Here is a 15,708-nt window from a genome sequence, read left to right on the forward strand (position 1 = left end):
TCCACCATGGTGGAACGATTTTTACCCCACGGAGGAACGATTAGATGTTAGCACATTAGCACACTAATTGGGGCGAAGTCTTTCTGAAAAGACTTCGCTTCTGATGTATCCGGTTGTAGGATTATATTCTGTCCGCTTCCACATATCCGTGCATCACGGCATAGATAGTCAGCCCGGACACGGACTTGATACCCAGCTTCTCGGTGATATTCTTGCGGTGTGAGATGACGGTGGTCAGGCTGATGTTCAGTTTGTCGGCAATCTCCTTGTTGATGAGACCTTTGGTAATCAGCACCAGCACTTCTATTTCGCGGGCGGAAAGGTCGTGCCCGGCGGCTGTATTTATTGCCATATCCGAGTGCCTGGCGGGTGCCGGCTTTCCGTGGTTTTGTCTGTATTGGTTTCCGTATTGGCGCAGCTGCAGAATGTTTTTTGCCAGATTTTGTTCGTCCTGATAGATGTTTAGCGTCGGCATGCCCGACAGTTGGGGGACGGTTTCACCATTGACCAGCACAATGGTTTTGGGCTTGCGCTCCAGAAAGAAAGCGGTATGCTCGAAGTAAATCTGTGAAGAGATGAAATAATGCACATACATGTCAGGCGTATCATCCATCAGTTCGCCAAAGGAACGGAAAGAGCGGATGATGGCTGTCGGGATGATTTCCTCCAGCAAGTTCTGCAGTCCCAGACAGGAGAGGGTGTTGGAGTCGACGATTGCTATTTCAGGAGTCATTCTCGTTTTTTTGTTTCTGCAAAAATACGGATTATTTTTTAGGGTTTGTCTGTGCGGGGCTGCAAAATGAAAAATTCTCCTATGCAGAACTATTCTCCCTCTCCTTTTGGGGAACGGGGAGTGTCTCCTTTCGCATATTGGCTGGGGCTGACATTGAAATATTTCTTAAAGACTTCCCGGAAGTATTTCCCATCGCAGAAACCGGTTCTTTCTGCTACTTCAGTCACGGAATATTTCCCTTCTTTCAATAGCTCGGCAGCATGTTTCAAACGGATATTCCGTACGAAATCTGCCGGTGCCTGGCCGGTCAGCGCTTTCAGTTTACTGTAGAAACTGGTACGGCTCATATTCAGGAGCGAGCACAATACGTCTACTGTGAAATCGGGATTATCCATGTTCTCCTCGATATGTCTCTTTACATTCGACATGAATTTCCAGTCGAGACTGTTGGAGCAAGTGGTAGTTGTGGAGGGCTCTTCTTCTGTATTGATTTCCAAATCCGCATATCTCTTGCGCAGCAATGCGCGGTTGGCAAGCAGATTGGCAATGCTGGCTTTCAGTATGTTTATGCTGAAAGGTTTTACAATATATTCGTCCGCACCGATATGGAGTCCTTCGAGAATGTTCTTTTCATCTCCCAGTGCCGTCAGCAGTACTACCGGGATGTGGGATGTTTCAATATCGTTCTTGATGGCGATGCATAATTCGTCGCCTCGCATTTCCGGCATCATGATGTCGGAAAGAATCAGTTCCGGCCAGAATTGTTTTACAATGGTCAGCGCTTCCTTGCCGTTGTTGCATACTTGTACATTGTAAATCGGGGAGAACGACTGGAAGAGATAGTTGCGCAGCTCGTCATTGTCTTCTACAATCAAGATGCGATGCAGTTTGTCATTGTCTTCAGTCCGGAGTTCTCCGGCAAGTTTCAAAGGAACGGTGGGGACATCCGGTTCATAGAAGGTCTTCTTATCCTTAACGGACAGAGTGAAGTTCTTGAACTGTTCTTTCTCTTTGGGAAGGATGATTCTGACAGTACTGCCTTGGCATTCGGTGCTCTCAATGTATATTTTTCCATTGTGCAGGCTTACCAGCTTCCGCACTATGGGGCACAGAACGAAACGTATATTGAGGGTTGGGAGAAAAAGACATCAAACCTGTTGATATACAAAAGGTTGTGCAAGGTATGAGTGGATGGCTCTGCAAAACGAAACGTTTACGTGGGTTTAATTTGCAGCTACATTTAGGTACTTTTTAGGCATACAGATTTGCAGATAGGTTTAATTGGGTTTACATAGGGCTTACATGGTTGATTTGGGTGGGGGAGTGCATGGCAGCTGCGGCTGCTTTTTTTGTACCTAATTATTTGATATAATATTGCTTAATTTATTCCATATAATAGTTATTTGGTATATTTGTGCCAAAATATTATTAGTATGGCAAAGGTAATACATGTGCATTTGACGCACGGAATAGAAGGAACAAAGCGGAAAGATTGGTATTTCAGCAGCATTTCGGCGGTTTATACCGTTTTTACAGCTGAGCAGGTGGGTGCAACGAAGAATTATTTGCTGCATGCAGGATTGTCCGGAAACGGTACTATATGCACCAAAAAGGCTATAATAAAGCAATCTACGCTCATTTCTTGCGGGCGTAGTGGAAATGTATCAGATGAATAATAAGCGGCTAAAAACGAGACAAAAGCGGCTTTAGAATAATCCGGTATGGGGAGGTGGTTATACCTCCCTTTTTTTGTGCTTGAAATCTGTCTTTTTTGACGCTGGATATTCAGCTGGATATTCAAAGTGGATATTCACTTTTATATAACTGGATATTCAAAATAGGGTTTTGGCGGTGTGCGATACAGACATACTAAAATACTATAATTTTAAAAATACCCCTCGTTTTTTATTTGATAGCCCCCCCCTAAAAACCTATCATTTTTCACGCTTTAGTTTTTAAATGCCCTAATATCAGTGTTTTTATACCCATATATGAAGGTAGGGGAGGGGGATTGCTTGGGAGGGGGACATCATGGGGGATGATAGGGGGTACGCTTCGTTTCCCATCACCGGTGTATGGTAACAGTAAATCCGCCTACCCGACATTTGCAGTACCGGAAATGTGTGCATCCGACACATGTTTTCCCTTTTCGATTGTCATTTGGCGAATCTGTTCTTTAAGCCTTCCTATTTCTTCTGCCTGCTCTCTTATTATAGACAAGAAAGATTCAGTGGTACTATTATTTGTTTCCTCATGAAGTATATTGTTTTGATTCTTTGCGGCTTTAACTGCTTTCAACTTAGCTTGTGCTTGCTCTTCTGTCATTTCCCCCTTAATAATTGGCAAATCTGATTCATAGTAAGTTTCTTCAATTATAGGATTCCCTTCCCCAGTAAATAACCATCGAAGGTTGATGAATACAGAATATCCTGACATTATAAACCTTTTAAAAAAGTCATAGCTTGGAGCAGACTTTCCGCTTACTATATCATAGATAGTTTGGGCTCTACTGTACCCTAATGCATTGGCGAACTTATTTGGATTAGTGTGCAAGATAAATATAACCTCTTCTATTCTTGCAGATATTTCTGTATTTTTTTCTTTCATATCTTTTGTTATTACAGGATTTTCTGTATATTTGCAGCGTGTTCAAAAAAGAACACCGCGCCAAAGATACAAAAAAGGCGTGTGATTAGCGATTTTTAAGTATAAGATTATGAAAGAGACATTATTGATGAAAGTAAATCCCAAGACGCTGGATAACCTGATGAACGAATTAACCAGTGCTATTATTCAGATGAAAGATGTAGAACCAGTGCAGAATTCAAGATTTAAAGATGAGGTCTATACAATGTGTGTATGTTTTCAAGCAGAGCTGCTGCAGACCATTCGGAACGTGGAATTAAAGAATCAATCAAGTAAAGATACTCAGGATAACCCAGCGTGACGACCCGGAAGGCGTTAAGAGACGGGTGACGGTGTGGAGAGACACACGGAAGGTTAGTTCAGTTGGTAGAACACGCCAAACTCCTACGGAGAGGCTATGGTCTGCGGTTCGAGTCCGCAACCTTCCCCCAATATTAATCATTAAATAAGTGAGATATGAACAAGAGGTACATTCACATTACGAAAGCTGACCGCGACTTTATTGCAAAGGCGCTCAACGTGACAGAGAAGACTGTTTATAACGCTATCCGGTTTGATGACCGTCGTGGCAACTCCGAACTTTCTGCAAAGATCCGTAAGTTGGCCATGGACCGTGGTGGTATTGTAATGGTTGTTATTCCGGAGGTAGAGGTATTCCACGACTATGACAAAGTGTCTCGTCTGTACTGTCCCAATGGTGCTCTGATAGAGCTTGACCGTAAGGATGGTAGCGGCCAGGTAATATTCAAAGGTGAGACTGTGAAAACCTTTGAGCATGTAATGGTTTCGGAGATTGACCACATTAAAGCGTTTGCATCGGCATTGAGATAGGAGGCGGCTATGTTGGTGTATTACGGTAACATACAGTGTATTTCTGCACGTGAGCTCATAGATGGCGGCTATATCACCGAATCCTGTTATAGGAACTGGGTGAACCGTGGTCGTATCAAGGTGGTGCGCCGTGGTGGAGGTGCTGCTGGAAATTGCGCGTTGGTCGCCCTCAATAGTCTGCCTACCGAGTGCCTGGAACGGGTGAAGGAAGACAACCCCGGTGGAACAGAGCAGGCACTTCGCCACTGGATACTATCAAACTATGTGCTGGATCAGGCTGCAGTAGCCTTTTTTTTGGATTGGGCCTCTCATTCTTCCAGCAACAGAGCTACAGACGAACTTGCCCGGAAATATGCGGTGAATGCTTCAGTTCTGAATACTTGTATCAAGCTTTATAACAGAAGCAACGATTACCGCAAACTGATGGGTGAAAAATATAACTGGGACATGATGGCCACTACCATCGAGACCTTACGCGAAGACTTTGGTCATGATCTTCCTGCCAGTACCCTGCGTTTCCGCAAGAAAGTGAACGAATACAAGCAGTACGGTTACGAATGTCTGATAACCGGAAAATTCGGCAACCAGAACAAGCGGAAGGTAACTCACATGGACGAACGCCTGGTGATGAGTTTGAAAGTACTTCCCAACCAACCATACGGCAGTGATGTGCATGAAATGTATCTGTCGTTTGTATGCGGAGAACTGGAAGTATGGGATCTGGAAACAGGAGAGATATTCAATCCGGAAAATTTTACGAACAAGAACGGGGAGCCGAAAGAACTGAGCGAAAGCACTATCCGGAACATTCTGAACAACCCGGCAAGCCAGCTGCTGATAGAAAAAGCCCTGCGTGGACGTATGGAGTTCTATCATGAGCAAATGCCGCACATGCACCGTCATGGCGGTGAGTTCTCACTGTCACAAATTACGATGGATGACGTGGATTTGCCGCGCAGAATGAAAGGCGGCGAGTATGTGCATGCCTATTATGCCTATGATGTGGTGAGCCAGTGCCGTATCGGGCTGGCCTACGGGCGGGATAAGGATGATGCCTTGGTAGTGGACTGTTTTCGTGATATGTTCCGGCTCATCGAACGCAACGGATGGGGTATTCCAGCCGGTATTGAGGTGGAGCAGCACTTGATGAGCAAGTATAAAGGAGGATTTCTGAAGGCAGGTGAGGTATTTAAGTTTGTGCATTTCTGTGCCCCACAGAACTCACAGGAGAAATATGCTGAAGCTCTGAACGGTGCGTTCAAGACAACCATAGCACATAAGAACCATGAAGCCATTGGCCGCTGGCATAACAAAGGTGCACGGCGGGTGGACCAGAAGAAAGTGAGTGACAGCAGCAACCACACCTGGGAAGACAGAAAGTATTATACGTTTGAAGAGCTTGTGGCGGACGACCGGCGCGATTGTGAAGAATGGAACAATACGCTTCACCCCAATCAAAAGAAATACCCCGGAATGACCCGTTGGGATGTGCTCGTAGCCAAAATCAATCCGACCCTTCGACCGCTTGATAAACTGACCTTGAGCAGATATATCGGAGAAAAGGTAGATACCAGTATTCGTAGAAATTCCACAGTACGTGTGGCAAATGCGGACTGGTGGCTGAGCGGTCCGGAAGTGCTGGAGCAGCTGGAACCAAACAACCGCAAGGTGACGGCTTACTATCTGCCGGATGAAGAGGGTAAGCCTACGGATGTCTTCCTGTACCAGAACGACCGCTACCTTGACAAGGTTCGTCCGGTAGTGACTTACAACCGGGTGATGGCAGAACAGACCGAAGAAGACCGGGTAGCCTATACAGAGCAAAACAAAGTTCTGAGTCATTTCAGCAAATACCTCAATGACCACGCCATCGGAAAGGTGGGAACCGGTACACTCAATCAGCCAACGGATGATCCGGAAGAGGAACTGGAACTTCCCCCGGTGGAACTATCCGATGATTTGCCAGCCGATTTGTCGGCAGATCCGGAATCTGATTATGAATGGCACTCCGGAATAAGCGAGGCAATGAGAGCCATCAGTGATATGTAAGAACAGAATTAGAACAACATTAAAACAGCGTTAGAATTATGATTACAGAAGCGCAAAAACAGAAGATTATAGCAGCGATAGCCGGCAACCGTGTGAACTATCCCAGTGATGCCAAGCATGCTGCCTCCTTGGGCATCAGTACGTCTGTGTACAGTGCAATCAAAAACGGACAGACAGACAAAGCCCTGAGCGATGCCAACTGGATAAGCATTGCCCGGAAATTAGGGGTGAACCTCCGTGGTGAAATGGAATGGAAAGCAGCTAAAACCCCGACATTTGAATATATCACAGCCCAGCTGGAGTTTTCACAGCAGTCCAGCCTGTCGGGTATCTTGTGCGACATGCCCAATATCGGCAAGACTTTCACGGCACGTTATTATGTGCAGAGCCACAAGAATGCCGTTTATATCGACTGCTCGCAGGTCAAGACCAAATTGAAGCTGGTACGCAAGATTGCTGCAGAGTTTGGGGTGGACAGTAAGGGAAAGTATTCTGATGTGTATGAAGACCTGGTATATTACCTCCGTTCTATGGAAACCCCGCTTATCATCCTCGATGAAGCAGGCGACCTGCAGTATGAAGCTTTCCTTGAACTGAAGGCCTTGTGGAATGCCACTGAACGCTGCTGCGCCTGGTACATGATGGGGGCAGACGGATTGAAAGAGAAAATCAACCGCTCCATAGAATGCAAGAAGGTGGGTTATACCGAAATGTTGAGCCGTTATGGTGACCGGTACAGCAAGGTGACTCCGGATGATGGCAAGGAGCGCGAACAGTTCTTGAACAACCAGGCACGTATTGTAGCCAAGGTAAATGCCCCGGCAGGTGCTGATATAGCCCAGATTGTACGGAAGACACGCGGTGGTTTGAGAAGAGTTTATACTGAGATTGAAAAACTTAAAATGACAGCGGAATAATGAAGCGTGCGTACAGTCCGAAGGAAATAGCCGCCAAGAAATGGGTTACTCTGCCGTGGAATGAGAAATGGAGCAAACCTTTCGGGTTCCCGGCAGAGAACGCTTCGTGGTTCATCAGCGGTGCCAGTGCCAGCGGGAAGAGCAGTTTTGTAATGCAGCTTGGAAAGGAACTGTGTAACTATGGGACGGTGCTGTACATGAGTTACGAAGAGAAAATCAACCAAAGTTTCCAACGGCGTATGGAGTATTTGAAGATGAATGAGGTGCAGGGTAAGTTTCGCGTGGTGACAGAAGGCAGTCTGGAGGAAGTGATTGCCCGGCTGAAAAAGCCGAAAAGCCCGAAGTTCATCATCATTGATTCCTTTCAGGTGGCCGGGTGGGACTATCCGCAGGCTGTGGAACTGATGGAAACCTTTCCGAAGAAATGTTTCATCTGGATCAGCCAGGAAAAGAAGAGCCAGCCAATGGGTGGCGGTGCTGTAAGATTGAAATATATCTGTGATATGAAGATTCGAGTGGTCGGTTATAAAGCTTATTGTCAAGGCCGCGCCATTGGAGACCCGGGAAGCTATTATGTGGTATGGGAGGACGGAATCATTCAAACAAGTAATAATTTACCAAAGTGATTATGGATAATAACGAAAAGGCTTTTGAAAGCTACACCGGAACGGAAGTGTTCCAGATTCTGCTGGACGGAAGTTCCAGCAGGGCAGTGTTGGATGACTGGCTGGAGCGAAACATCCAAAGTGACCTGAAAGTGAGAAGAGCGAAAACGCCCGGTCATGTCGTAATAGAAACGGGTGATGTCTTGTTTGCACGTAATGTGCTGATATGGAATCCAAGTTGTAAAGTCAACATCAAAAAGAAGTGATATGGAAAAAGACAAAGTTTACATCAGTGGGGCAATAGCCCACTACAATATCGATGAGCGCAAAGGTGCGTTCCTCGATGCTGAAAACAGATTGCGTGCTATGGGGTTCAATCCGGTGAATCCATTTAAAAACGGACTTCCGGATGAAGCACACTGGAGAGAGCACATGCGGGCGGATATACGCCTGTTGCTGGATTGTGAGTATATCTATATGCTGAAGGATTGGGAACTGAGCAAAGGTGCTAAACTGGAGCTTGATGTGGCCAGTTCGTGTGGCATTAAAGTATTGTTTGAGTAAAAATGGTCGATATGGGAAAAATAAAAATGGAAACCGGTGTTGTGGTGATGACGTTGACTGCTACGGTATATAGAGGAAATATTCGTGAAATCCAATCTTCACGCATAGGATTTTGCGGGGAGTACAACAAGGAAATACTTTCTAAAATGGGTGCTGAATTCAAAAAGATATTTGCTGGGCAAATTGAGGCTGAATACAAAGCTAAATCAGTGAAGACGGATAAGATAATTTATCGTGTCAGTACCAAATCAACTGAATGTGAAATGATTCTTAATGGCAAATGATATGGCACAGGAAGTAACCAATTTCGCCCGGTTCTATGCATTGTTCAACAAGCTGCCCTGTACAGGAGACCGGGAAGAATTCAAGAAAAGCATTGTGCTGCAGTACACGTGGAACCGGACGGACAGTCTGAAGGAAATGACAGCCAAGGAGTATGAAGCCTGCTGTACGGCTCTGGAGAAGCTGAGCGGACAAGACGAATGGCGACAGAAGCTGCGTGAGGAGCTGCGGCGGAAACGGAGTCTCTGTCTGAACCTGATGCAGAAGCTGGGCATAGATACATCCGACTGGGCACGAATCAATGACTTCTGCAGTAATCCCCGAATAGTCGGCAAGGCGTTCAGACAGATTACGGTGGACGAACTGGATGAACTGGCGGTAAAGCTTCGGTCCATACAACGGAAAGGCGGTTTGAAGCCCAGGAAAGAAAAGCAAACGATTAACCCCGTGAGCATGGTATCACTCATTCAGATTGACCCTGATGCTCCGGCAAACTGATAGGATATGGAAAATAGAAACACAAAGATTTTAGAGAATCTGAAAAAGGAAATCAACCTGCTTGCCTCTGATATGGAGAAGCAGGATGCAGCCGAGTTTTATAGCGAACTGGCTGACTGGGCATACGCCAACGGAGAGGCTATGCTGATGGAAGACGAACCTGAAATGCAGGATTATGAAAACCAATAACCCCAAAAAACAAGAATCATGGAAGAAATGAAACAAACGACCGTGGTAATGACGGCAGAGGAAAAGGCGGAATTTGAAGCCTTCCAGAGAGAAAAAGCAAAGAAAGCGGCAGAGGAAAAAGCCAAGAATGACCGCGAAATGTACAAACAGATGGTGGATGAGGAGATAGCCAACTCCATTCCGGTACTGCTGGGCATCAGTGAGCAGATCAAGGCAAGCAAGCAGACTGTGATGGACAACTTCAAAACCATTCTGGAAATGAAGGCAGACCTTTTCAAGACCAAGGTGAAGGATGACCAGCGCAGCCATACCTTTACTAACAGTGAAGGCGACAAGCGAATCACGCTGGGTGTGTATGTGACCGACGGTTACCGTGACACGGTGGAAGACGGTATAGCCATTGTGAAGGAATATATCGAAGGTTTGGCCAAAGATGAAAAGACCAAGGCACTGGTGAGCATGGTGCTTCGTCTGTTGGCCCGTGATGCAAAGGGTACGCTGAAGGCTTCACGCATTGTGCAGCTTCGCAAAGTGGCCATGGAAACCGGAGATGAACGTTTCATTGAAGGTGTACGCATCATTGAGGAAGCCTACCAGCCGGAAGTAAGCAAACAGTTCATCCGTGCTGAAATCAAGAACGAAAACGGAATGTGGAAACCTATTCCACTGGGAATGACAGAATCATAAATTATAGAACTATGATACAAGAAGTGGAGAAATCTCCGAAAGTAGCCCTGTGCCGTGCTTGCCACGGTACAGGTAAAGTGAAGAAAGTTGTAGAATATCCCTCTCGGATCTTTGGAAAGAAGCGAAGCGAAACCGTTGAGGAAGTCTGCAGACAGTGCGAAGGAAGTGGCCGGGTAATGGTAAGCGCAAAAATGACGCTTGACATCCGTCCCTATAAACCTAAAGTAAAACCATCTATGAACGATTAAACCTATATGGGAAAGCGGCACGGAGTTAGTTATCAGAAGCGTGTAGCAGAAGTAAACAGGATATATGACCATTATGCTAGTCACGGGGTACCGAACCGTGAAATATGGCGGCGGTACATATATCCTGTGTATGCTATTAGTGAGCGTACATTCTACAATATGCTTAAAGCGTCCGCAGACCCTAAAAACGATTTGCCGGACGATACGGTACAATTGAAATTTAACTTTGACTGGGAATGAACGAAGACGTTAAAAAAGTAGTGGCCCGGATACTGAAAGACATTCAGGTGGAAATGAGCGATGAGTTTGACAAGAACTTTGAGCGGCAGGCTTTTTTCAGTGAAAAATGGCAGCGGCGGAAAAGCCCCATCCGGGATGAAGGCAGAGCCATACTGACAGATACCGGGGCGCTTCGGAAAAGTATTGGGAGCCGGACGACGGAAAACAGCATTACCTTCTTTACTTCTCTGCCCTATGCGGCCATTCATAATGATGGTGGTGAAATAGTGGTGACAGGGCGGATGAAGCGTTTCTTCTGGCATAAGTATTATGAGGCCACTGGGTCGTTCGGGAGAAGAAAGGACGGAAAGCTGCGGAAAGACAAACGAAATGCCCGGCTTGATACAGAAGCCGATTTTTGGATGTTCATGGCTTTAAAGAAAGAAGGAAGCACCATCAAGATACCCCGCCGCCGTTTCCTCGGCACATCGCCTGAAGTGGAAAAAGCCGTCCGTGAGATTGTAGAAGAGAATCTAACAGAGTATTTCACCATTGAATATAATATCATAAGAAAATGAGAAAAGAACTTTATCGGCTGCTTTGCAGCGAACTGAAGGCCATTGACCTTATCAAGCACATAGACTTGTGGAACCACAATGTGGAGTTCATCGAGCAGGAAGAGAACTGGGAGCGTCCGGCTGTCTTTGTGGAATTCTGCCCTATACAGTGGAATGCGATTGTTCCCGGTGTGGAATACCGGGCAGAACCTTTAATCAAGCTGCACATCGTGACAGACTGGGAAGGTTCGAGTGCTGATGGAAGCGAGCTGCAGGAAGATGCGCTGAAGGTGTTTGACCTGCCCGGGCTGATTCATGCACGGCTTGCCGGCTTGAGTGGGGAAACCTTTCTGGAGCTGGACCTGGTGGAGAGTGATACCAATCACAACCATGAGGATATTGTGGAAAGTATTGAGGTGTACCAGTGTGTGGCTATCAAGCGGATGCAATAGCCGTCTTTATTAGAAAGGGAAAGCCGTGGACGTATAAATTACCGTCTGCGGCTTTTTTGTTCAATACAGGCAAAGTAAACGACATCAGGCGGCTTTTTTCTTGTAAAGCATCATATCCGTGTAAGAAGAGCTGTAATTCATGTGAGCATTGAATTCCACCTTTGTGCAGTTTTCAAAAGGATTACCCAAATCCCTGTTTCTACCTATCCATTCACACAACTCCAGAATTGAAGATTTGTTGGAAGTGAAATATACGTATGAATGCCCCTTCAGTACATTCAGCACATCCAGGTAGTCGGCCATATTCCAGTACATGTTATAGGTTCCTACGTCAGTGGACAGATAGGGCGGATCAACAAGAAATACTACCCCAGGAATATCTTTATACCGGTTGAACACTTCTTTGTAATCGCAAGATACGATTTCCAACCCTTCAAGATAGTCCGCACATTCCGGGTAGCCGGTCTTACGTATATTGTTGTACAGAGCTTCCTTCCGCATATCCTGAACAGACAGTTTGTATTTCATGGAAAACAAGATAGAGGAGGAGAGGGTAATGAAATCCACATATCCGGTGGTATTCTCTTCCTGCTCGATGCGGCTTAATATTCGTTCACGCAGTTCCCCTTTAATGATTTTATGACGTGGTACGGAATTCCCTACCATTTCGCGAATGTCAGCAAGCAACTGATTTGTCTGCGGAATATGCTTCATGCGGAAGCGGTAGTTATCGAAGTCATTATAGATAACAGTAGAGTGGGGTTTGAGGGATTTGGCAATGTGAGATAATAGTCCAGAGCCACCGAACAGGTCAACAAACAATGTTCCATCCGGATATTGCTCCAGCACTTTCATGAACTCCTTGGCGAACATGCGCTTTTGCCCGACAAATGGGAGAGGGGCTGACAGATACATCTTTCTCATACGTTCAATTCAAATTTTACATTTTCATTGCCGGCAAGCAGCTGTTCTGTTTTGTCGATGTTGTTTTCGTAAATATGCACGTTCCCCAGATTCAGGGTGATGGATTTTAGCGGCAACTCAATCTGCCTTGATATTAAGTACAAATGATAAATATCTGCCGGCAGTCCTAAATTTGCATCACTGCTTCGCTGATAGGCAGTCATGACCAGTTCTCCTTGCTCTATCTGGAACTGAACAAGACTAAGGCATGGAGCCTGGTTACTTTCTGTTCCTGTAGATCCGAGAAACAATATATAGTTTTTGCTGTTCCTTTTTTCCCTGTTTATGCGTTCGATGAGTGGCGGCAGTTTTTCAAAATAGGTTGGGTAGCTGTTCACAAGGATTGAGCCGCAGTAGTCCCACCAGTTGATGCCGACCTCTCTGTATCTTTCCACGTTGCGCTCGCCTCTCATAAACAGTTGTAGCTCGTTTTTTAACTTCTTCCGCGCTATGGTATGCCCTTCGAATATATCCAGAAGGTCGGCAGGGAGCAGCGTCAGCTGTTCATTCAGCAGGTAGCGGATATTCCCTTTCTTATTGCTTTGCATCTTTCCGGATGAAAGCACCTTGCCTAAGATTTGATAATATTTGTTCATGATATGAATGTTGTTTATTGCGATACAAAGGTAGGGTAGGGGAGTTTGCCTTTAGTGGGAGGAAGTCCTGATTACACTGCACACAAATTGCAGTCGGTTTTAAAACGCCTGATCAGGTCATATACCTTTCGTTCACTGATGCCATATCGTAGGGAAAGCGTTGCTACGATATAAGACACTTTTTCACCATTGGTATGCAACTTGTTATATTCATTATATAGTTCTATATATTGCACATCATCGGGTCGTATGCCCATGTAATGGCATGTTTTTAAAAGCTCCCTGTTCAATTTTAGTATCTCAATTACTTTCATATCCAGTTAAATTTTGTACATTTGCACTGTCTCACTTATTTATGCGCTTTATGCGTACATCTTAAAAAAACGCAGAACCGCGAGCGAGGGTATTTGCCCCCGGTCGCGCGGTTCTGCGTTTTTGGTGTTAATAAGTAAGTGAGACGACTAATTAACAGGCCGGGGGCTTTTTTTATCCCTCCCCCGTGGGATTGTCAATCATTCAATCCGGTATAATTCCAAATTGAACTTATCCTTCTTCTTCCAGCCTTCAGCCAGAGCCTTTTGGATATACCTTACCGCTTTCGTATAGAAGTCCTTCAATTCATCCAAATTATCAAAGGTATGGTATTCGGGTTGCTCATCCGAACCGAATTTGAATGTAACTGGAAGGGTCTCTCCGCCCGTCTGAACAGCCAAGTCGTATGCTGCCTTATAGTTGTACTGGTTTTCTGTAGAAAGCCATACAGGGGCATCCTTATACACGAATCCGGACAGGATAGCTGCATCAGTCTGGCTGTTATACCAGGACATAACCAATGTGCGGATTTCTTCATCAGTGGGCTTATGGCTGAACTCCTCTTCCATGTAGGAGGCAGAGCCGTTCTCTTTCTCCTGCACATCCCAGCGGATGCGCCATTTGTCTTTAACCGGGTTCGTGCATTCCATCAGCGACACACCGGCACTTCCTTCAACTCTTCTCATGTAAACACGTATTTGGTTCTACCTTTGCCGAAGGTCTCTGTCTTGATGGTCGTTTCAAACGGAAAGCCATCCGGCATTTCTTTCACTTGTGCGAGAATATTCTTCATTTCCTCGCTGTTGGTGAAGAATTTCTTTGCCTCGCCGTTCACTTCGATGGCCACAATACAGCGGTCTTCTCCCTGCTCGGTCTTGATACCGGTCTCAAAATCCTTCACTACAATCGGTAAGTTTACCAGTTCCCGGATGCTTACCACCACGCCGGGAAATCGCTTCTTGCCGTCCTCCGGCTTGTAAGCGACATTCAAGTCTTTAAAACTTCTCATTTCTTTGCCTGTTAATTTTTTAAACAACTTATTACAGTCGGCGTGTTTCGTCATGCCGTAGAAACTGGCAATCAGTTCTCGCCGTCTTTTTCTCGATTTTACCTCGTGCATCTTCCGGGCAAACTTCTGCTTGATACGTTTCCGCAATCTCACATAGTCAGGACGAATAACATAGCCAAGGAAATCAATGCCTTCTTCTACAGGGAATACCCGTTCATTCGGCTTAATTTCCAAGTCTATTTTCTCCATTTGCCCGTGAATAACATCACGAATCTTCCACAATTCCGCTTTCGTTTTACCTAGTACCAGTCCGTCATCGCAATAGCGGTAGTAATAACGAACCCCGTACCTATCCTTCAGATAGTGGTCTAAAAATACAGACAGAAGCAGGTTGCCTGCTCCTTGTGAACTGCGCAGTCCAAAGCTGATACCTTCCGGCAGCAGTGTCACGAACCGCTCCAGCAGCACCAACAGCCTTTCATCCTTGAATACCCTGCGGAAACACCACATCACAAAATCCTGCCGCACATTGTCGTAGAACCTGCGGATGTCAAACTTGTAGGCATACAGCGTGCGCTCCGGGTCTTTTTGCAAATCGGTACGTATGCAGTGCATCAGATCATGAGTGCCACGTCGTTTAATGCTGGCCCCGGTAGTCCGGATATAGCGTTTCTGTAGGTGACGGTCCACCACGTTCATTACGGCATATACTGCAATGCGGTCATACATGGATAAAATCTGCAGGATGCGACTTTTGCCATACTCTTTGATTTCCGTCTCATGGTATCCACCAAGTTGAAACGAACCATTTTCAATGGCAGCAGTAAGTTCGGATATAACCTTCTCCCTACGGGCAAGCAGTTTTTCCCCTTGAGTGGACTCTTTACGATCGGTTCCACGCAGTACGGCATCGAATGCCTCCGACATATTGGAGTATTCGATGATTTCCTCTATGATGTATCCTTCCCTGCGCATACGGTTCTGCTGTTGGTTTGTAAATACGGAAGATAAGGGCCTTCCTTTCCCCGGGCCTGACTTCTTCGAACTGATAACAGCCTACCAAACTCCACCCGACGCGTGATTTTTCAGCTTTCCACCCTAATGGGTGCTGTTGCTGTGGCTTGCTTCCCTCGGCACTGCATTGGGGACACGTCCCCGGTGCTGTACGCCGATTAATTAGATTTCCAGACGCGAGCCGACATTCGCATTCGTGTTCGAAGCATCGTTATTCGCATTCGCATTCGACACACCGCCATTCGCGTTCGCATTGTTGTACCCGCGATAGACCACACGGACTATCGGGAAGCTCCGCCGGGTACAAAGTTACTGATTTAACAGGCAAAATGAACTA

General features: G+C 45.9%; 22 protein-coding genes, 1 tRNA gene and 1 pseudogene. 16 read left to right on the plus strand and 8 right to left on the minus strand.

Going from position 1 to position 15,708, the window contains the following annotated elements:
- Positions 1 to 121 precede the first annotated feature (121 nt).
- Positions 122 to 733, minus strand: a complete 612-nt coding sequence (locus DW947_RS10765; RefSeq protein WP_005828517.1) for a helix-turn-helix transcriptional regulator — start codon at positions 731 to 733, stop codon at positions 122 to 124.
- Between the two features lie 89 nt (positions 734 to 822).
- Positions 823 to 1,620 (minus strand): annotated as a pseudogene (locus DW947_RS10770) (response regulator); the annotation flags it as partial.
- A gap of 546 nt (positions 1,621 to 2,166) precedes the next feature.
- On the opposite strand from DW947_RS10770, the gene DW947_RS10775 reads away from it, so the two are divergent.
- Complete coding sequence (locus DW947_RS10775; RefSeq protein WP_005798322.1) at positions 2,167 to 2,409, plus strand: hypothetical protein; 243 nt, start codon at positions 2,167 to 2,169, stop codon at positions 2,407 to 2,409.
- A gap of 418 nt (positions 2,410 to 2,827) precedes the next feature.
- Here the strand turns inward: DW947_RS10775 and DW947_RS10785 are convergent, their stop codons facing one another.
- A complete protein-coding gene (locus tag DW947_RS10785; RefSeq protein WP_005798321.1) occupies positions 2,828 to 3,340 on the minus strand; it encodes a hypothetical protein in 513 nt (170 codons plus the stop codon).
- 109 nt (positions 3,341 to 3,449) lie between these two features.
- Between DW947_RS10785 and DW947_RS10790 the strand changes: the two genes are divergently transcribed.
- From DW947_RS10790 to DW947_RS10865, 15 genes are all read left to right on the plus strand, one after another.
- Positions 3,450 to 3,680 (plus strand): hypothetical protein, encoded by a 231-nt coding sequence (locus DW947_RS10790; RefSeq protein ID WP_118027140.1) that lies wholly within the window; start codon positions 3,450 to 3,452, stop codon positions 3,678 to 3,680.
- A gap of 47 nt (positions 3,681 to 3,727) precedes the next feature.
- Positions 3,728 to 3,810: transfer RNA gene (locus DW947_RS10795), tRNA-Arg, on the plus strand.
- Between the two features lie 25 nt (positions 3,811 to 3,835).
- Positions 3,836 to 4,210: a hypothetical protein gene (locus DW947_RS10800; RefSeq protein ID WP_117817365.1), complete on the plus strand. Its 375-nt coding sequence runs from the start codon at positions 3,836 to 3,838 to the stop codon at positions 4,208 to 4,210.
- Positions 4,211 to 4,219: 9 nt separating this feature from the next.
- The gene (locus DW947_RS10805; RefSeq protein ID WP_119958497.1) at positions 4,220 to 6,259 is read left to right on the plus strand and encodes a hypothetical protein; all 2,040 of its coding nucleotides are present in this window, start codon (positions 4,220 to 4,222) and stop codon (positions 6,257 to 6,259) included.
- Between the two features lie 38 nt (positions 6,260 to 6,297).
- On the plus strand, positions 6,298 to 7,176 hold the full coding sequence (locus DW947_RS10810) for an AAA family ATPase (protein WP_117911338.1): 879 nt from the start codon (positions 6,298 to 6,300) through the stop codon (positions 7,174 to 7,176).
- Positions 7,176 to 7,802: an AAA family ATPase gene (locus DW947_RS10815; protein WP_117911340.1), complete on the plus strand. Its 627-nt coding sequence runs from the start codon at positions 7,176 to 7,178 to the stop codon at positions 7,800 to 7,802. The genes DW947_RS10810 and DW947_RS10815 overlap by 1 nt, the downstream gene beginning before the upstream one ends.
- A 2-nt stretch (positions 7,803 to 7,804) precedes the next feature.
- Complete coding sequence (locus tag DW947_RS10820; RefSeq protein ID WP_005798307.1) at positions 7,805 to 8,047, plus strand: hypothetical protein; 243 nt, start codon at positions 7,805 to 7,807, stop codon at positions 8,045 to 8,047.
- Position 8,048: 1 nt separating this feature from the next.
- Entirely contained in the window at positions 8,049 to 8,345 is a 297-nt protein-coding gene (locus tag DW947_RS10825) for a DUF4406 domain-containing protein (protein ID WP_005798306.1), read from the plus strand.
- Between the two features lie 11 nt (positions 8,346 to 8,356).
- The gene (locus DW947_RS10830; RefSeq protein ID WP_005798305.1) at positions 8,357 to 8,629 is read left to right on the plus strand and encodes a hypothetical protein; all 273 of its coding nucleotides are present in this window, start codon (positions 8,357 to 8,359) and stop codon (positions 8,627 to 8,629) included.
- A 1-nt stretch (position 8,630) separates the two neighbouring features.
- Positions 8,631 to 9,125: a hypothetical protein gene (locus tag DW947_RS10835; protein ID WP_119958498.1), complete on the plus strand. Its 495-nt coding sequence runs from the start codon at positions 8,631 to 8,633 to the stop codon at positions 9,123 to 9,125.
- Between the two features lie 6 nt (positions 9,126 to 9,131).
- Positions 9,132 to 9,314, plus strand: coding sequence for a hypothetical protein (locus DW947_RS10840; RefSeq protein WP_005798303.1), 183 nt, complete (start codon positions 9,132 to 9,134; stop codon positions 9,312 to 9,314).
- An 18-nt stretch (positions 9,315 to 9,332) separates the two neighbouring features.
- A complete protein-coding gene (locus DW947_RS10845) occupies positions 9,333 to 10,001 on the plus strand; it encodes a DUF3164 family protein (RefSeq protein WP_117817375.1) in 669 nt (222 codons plus the stop codon).
- An 11-nt stretch (positions 10,002 to 10,012) separates the two neighbouring features.
- Positions 10,013 to 10,249, plus strand: coding sequence for a molecular chaperone DnaJ (locus DW947_RS10850; protein ID WP_117911348.1), 237 nt, complete (start codon positions 10,013 to 10,015; stop codon positions 10,247 to 10,249).
- A gap of 236 nt (positions 10,250 to 10,485) precedes the next feature.
- Positions 10,486 to 11,046 (plus strand): phage virion morphogenesis protein, encoded by a 561-nt coding sequence (locus DW947_RS10860; protein ID WP_008782239.1) that lies wholly within the window; start codon positions 10,486 to 10,488, stop codon positions 11,044 to 11,046.
- On the plus strand, positions 11,043 to 11,477 hold the full coding sequence (locus tag DW947_RS10865) for a hypothetical protein (RefSeq protein WP_117911352.1): 435 nt from the start codon (positions 11,043 to 11,045) through the stop codon (positions 11,475 to 11,477). The genes DW947_RS10860 and DW947_RS10865 overlap by 4 nt, the downstream gene beginning before the upstream one ends.
- An 84-nt stretch (positions 11,478 to 11,561) precedes the next feature.
- On the opposite strand, the gene DW947_RS10870 is transcribed toward DW947_RS10865, so the two are convergent.
- The 5 genes from DW947_RS10870 to DW947_RS10890 all read right to left on the minus strand — a co-directional run bounded on the left by DW947_RS10870 (position 11,562) and on the right by DW947_RS10890 (position 15,332).
- Positions 11,562 to 12,401, minus strand: coding sequence for a DNA adenine methylase (locus DW947_RS10870; protein ID WP_119958499.1), 840 nt, complete (start codon positions 12,399 to 12,401; stop codon positions 11,562 to 11,564).
- Positions 12,398 to 13,036 (minus strand): thymidylate synthase, encoded by a 639-nt coding sequence (locus DW947_RS10875; protein WP_119958500.1) that lies wholly within the window; start codon positions 13,034 to 13,036, stop codon positions 12,398 to 12,400. Before DW947_RS10875 ends, DW947_RS10870 begins: the two co-directional genes overlap by 4 nt.
- Before the next feature lie 71 nt (positions 13,037 to 13,107).
- The gene (locus DW947_RS21835; RefSeq protein ID WP_032951854.1) at positions 13,108 to 13,350 is read right to left on the minus strand and encodes a hypothetical protein; all 243 of its coding nucleotides are present in this window, start codon (positions 13,348 to 13,350) and stop codon (positions 13,108 to 13,110) included.
- Between the two features lie 198 nt (positions 13,351 to 13,548).
- On the minus strand, positions 13,549 to 14,034 hold the full coding sequence (locus DW947_RS10885) for a hypothetical protein (protein WP_119958501.1): 486 nt from the start codon (positions 14,032 to 14,034) through the stop codon (positions 13,549 to 13,551).
- A complete protein-coding gene (locus tag DW947_RS10890) occupies positions 14,031 to 15,332 on the minus strand; it encodes a reverse transcriptase domain-containing protein (RefSeq protein WP_119958502.1) in 1,302 nt (433 codons plus the stop codon). Before DW947_RS10890 ends, DW947_RS10885 begins: the two co-directional genes overlap by 4 nt.
- Between the last annotated feature and the right edge of the window lie 376 nt (positions 15,333 to 15,708).

It is taken from the genome of Bacteroides sp. AM44-19, assembly GCF_003603395.1.
Classification (GTDB): Bacteria; Bacteroidota; Bacteroidia; order Bacteroidales; family Bacteroidaceae; genus Bacteroides; species Bacteroides uniformis.

Bases quoted from the DNA above. Each gene is read 5' to 3' on its own strand.
- DW947_RS10765 (WP_005828517.1), bottom strand. From the start codon at position 733: ATGACTCCTGAAATAGCAATCGTCGACTCCAACACCCTCTCCTGTCTG.
- DW947_RS10775 (WP_005798322.1), top strand. From the start codon at position 2,167: ATGGCAAAGGTAATACATGTGCATTTGACGCACGGAATAGAAGGAACA.
- DW947_RS10785 (WP_005798321.1), bottom strand. From the start codon at position 3,340: ATGAAAGAAAAAAATACAGAAATATCTGCAAGAATAGAAGAGGTTATA.
- DW947_RS10790 (WP_118027140.1), top strand. From the start codon at position 3,450: ATGAAAGAGACATTATTGATGAAAGTAAATCCCAAGACGCTGGATAAC.
- DW947_RS10800 (WP_117817365.1), top strand. From the start codon at position 3,836: ATGAACAAGAGGTACATTCACATTACGAAAGCTGACCGCGACTTTATT.
- DW947_RS10805 (WP_119958497.1), top strand. From the start codon at position 4,220: ATGTTGGTGTATTACGGTAACATACAGTGTATTTCTGCACGTGAGCTC.
- DW947_RS10810 (WP_117911338.1), top strand. From the start codon at position 6,298: ATGATTACAGAAGCGCAAAAACAGAAGATTATAGCAGCGATAGCCGGC.
- DW947_RS10815 (WP_117911340.1), top strand. From the start codon at position 7,176: ATGAAGCGTGCGTACAGTCCGAAGGAAATAGCCGCCAAGAAATGGGTT.
- DW947_RS10820 (WP_005798307.1), top strand. From the start codon at position 7,805: ATGGATAATAACGAAAAGGCTTTTGAAAGCTACACCGGAACGGAAGTG.
- DW947_RS10825 (WP_005798306.1), top strand. From the start codon at position 8,049: ATGGAAAAAGACAAAGTTTACATCAGTGGGGCAATAGCCCACTACAAT.
- DW947_RS10830 (WP_005798305.1), top strand. From the start codon at position 8,357: ATGGGAAAAATAAAAATGGAAACCGGTGTTGTGGTGATGACGTTGACT.
- DW947_RS10835 (WP_119958498.1), top strand. From the start codon at position 8,631: ATGGCACAGGAAGTAACCAATTTCGCCCGGTTCTATGCATTGTTCAAC.
- DW947_RS10840 (WP_005798303.1), top strand. From the start codon at position 9,132: ATGGAAAATAGAAACACAAAGATTTTAGAGAATCTGAAAAAGGAAATC.
- DW947_RS10845 (WP_117817375.1), top strand. From the start codon at position 9,333: ATGGAAGAAATGAAACAAACGACCGTGGTAATGACGGCAGAGGAAAAG.
- DW947_RS10850 (WP_117911348.1), top strand. From the start codon at position 10,013: ATGATACAAGAAGTGGAGAAATCTCCGAAAGTAGCCCTGTGCCGTGCT.
- DW947_RS10860 (WP_008782239.1), top strand. From the start codon at position 10,486: ATGAACGAAGACGTTAAAAAAGTAGTGGCCCGGATACTGAAAGACATT.
- DW947_RS10865 (WP_117911352.1), top strand. From the start codon at position 11,043: ATGAGAAAAGAACTTTATCGGCTGCTTTGCAGCGAACTGAAGGCCATT.
- DW947_RS10870 (WP_119958499.1), bottom strand. From the start codon at position 12,401: ATGAGAAAGATGTATCTGTCAGCCCCTCTCCCATTTGTCGGGCAAAAG.
- DW947_RS10875 (WP_119958500.1), bottom strand. From the start codon at position 13,036: ATGAACAAATATTATCAAATCTTAGGCAAGGTGCTTTCATCCGGAAAG.
- DW947_RS21835 (WP_032951854.1), bottom strand. From the start codon at position 13,350: ATGAAAGTAATTGAGATACTAAAATTGAACAGGGAGCTTTTAAAAACA.
- DW947_RS10885 (WP_119958501.1), bottom strand. From the start codon at position 14,034: ATGAGAAGAGTTGAAGGAAGTGCCGGTGTGTCGCTGATGGAATGCACG.
- DW947_RS10890 (WP_119958502.1), bottom strand. From the start codon at position 15,332: ATGCGCAGGGAAGGATACATCATAGAGGAAATCATCGAATACTCCAAT.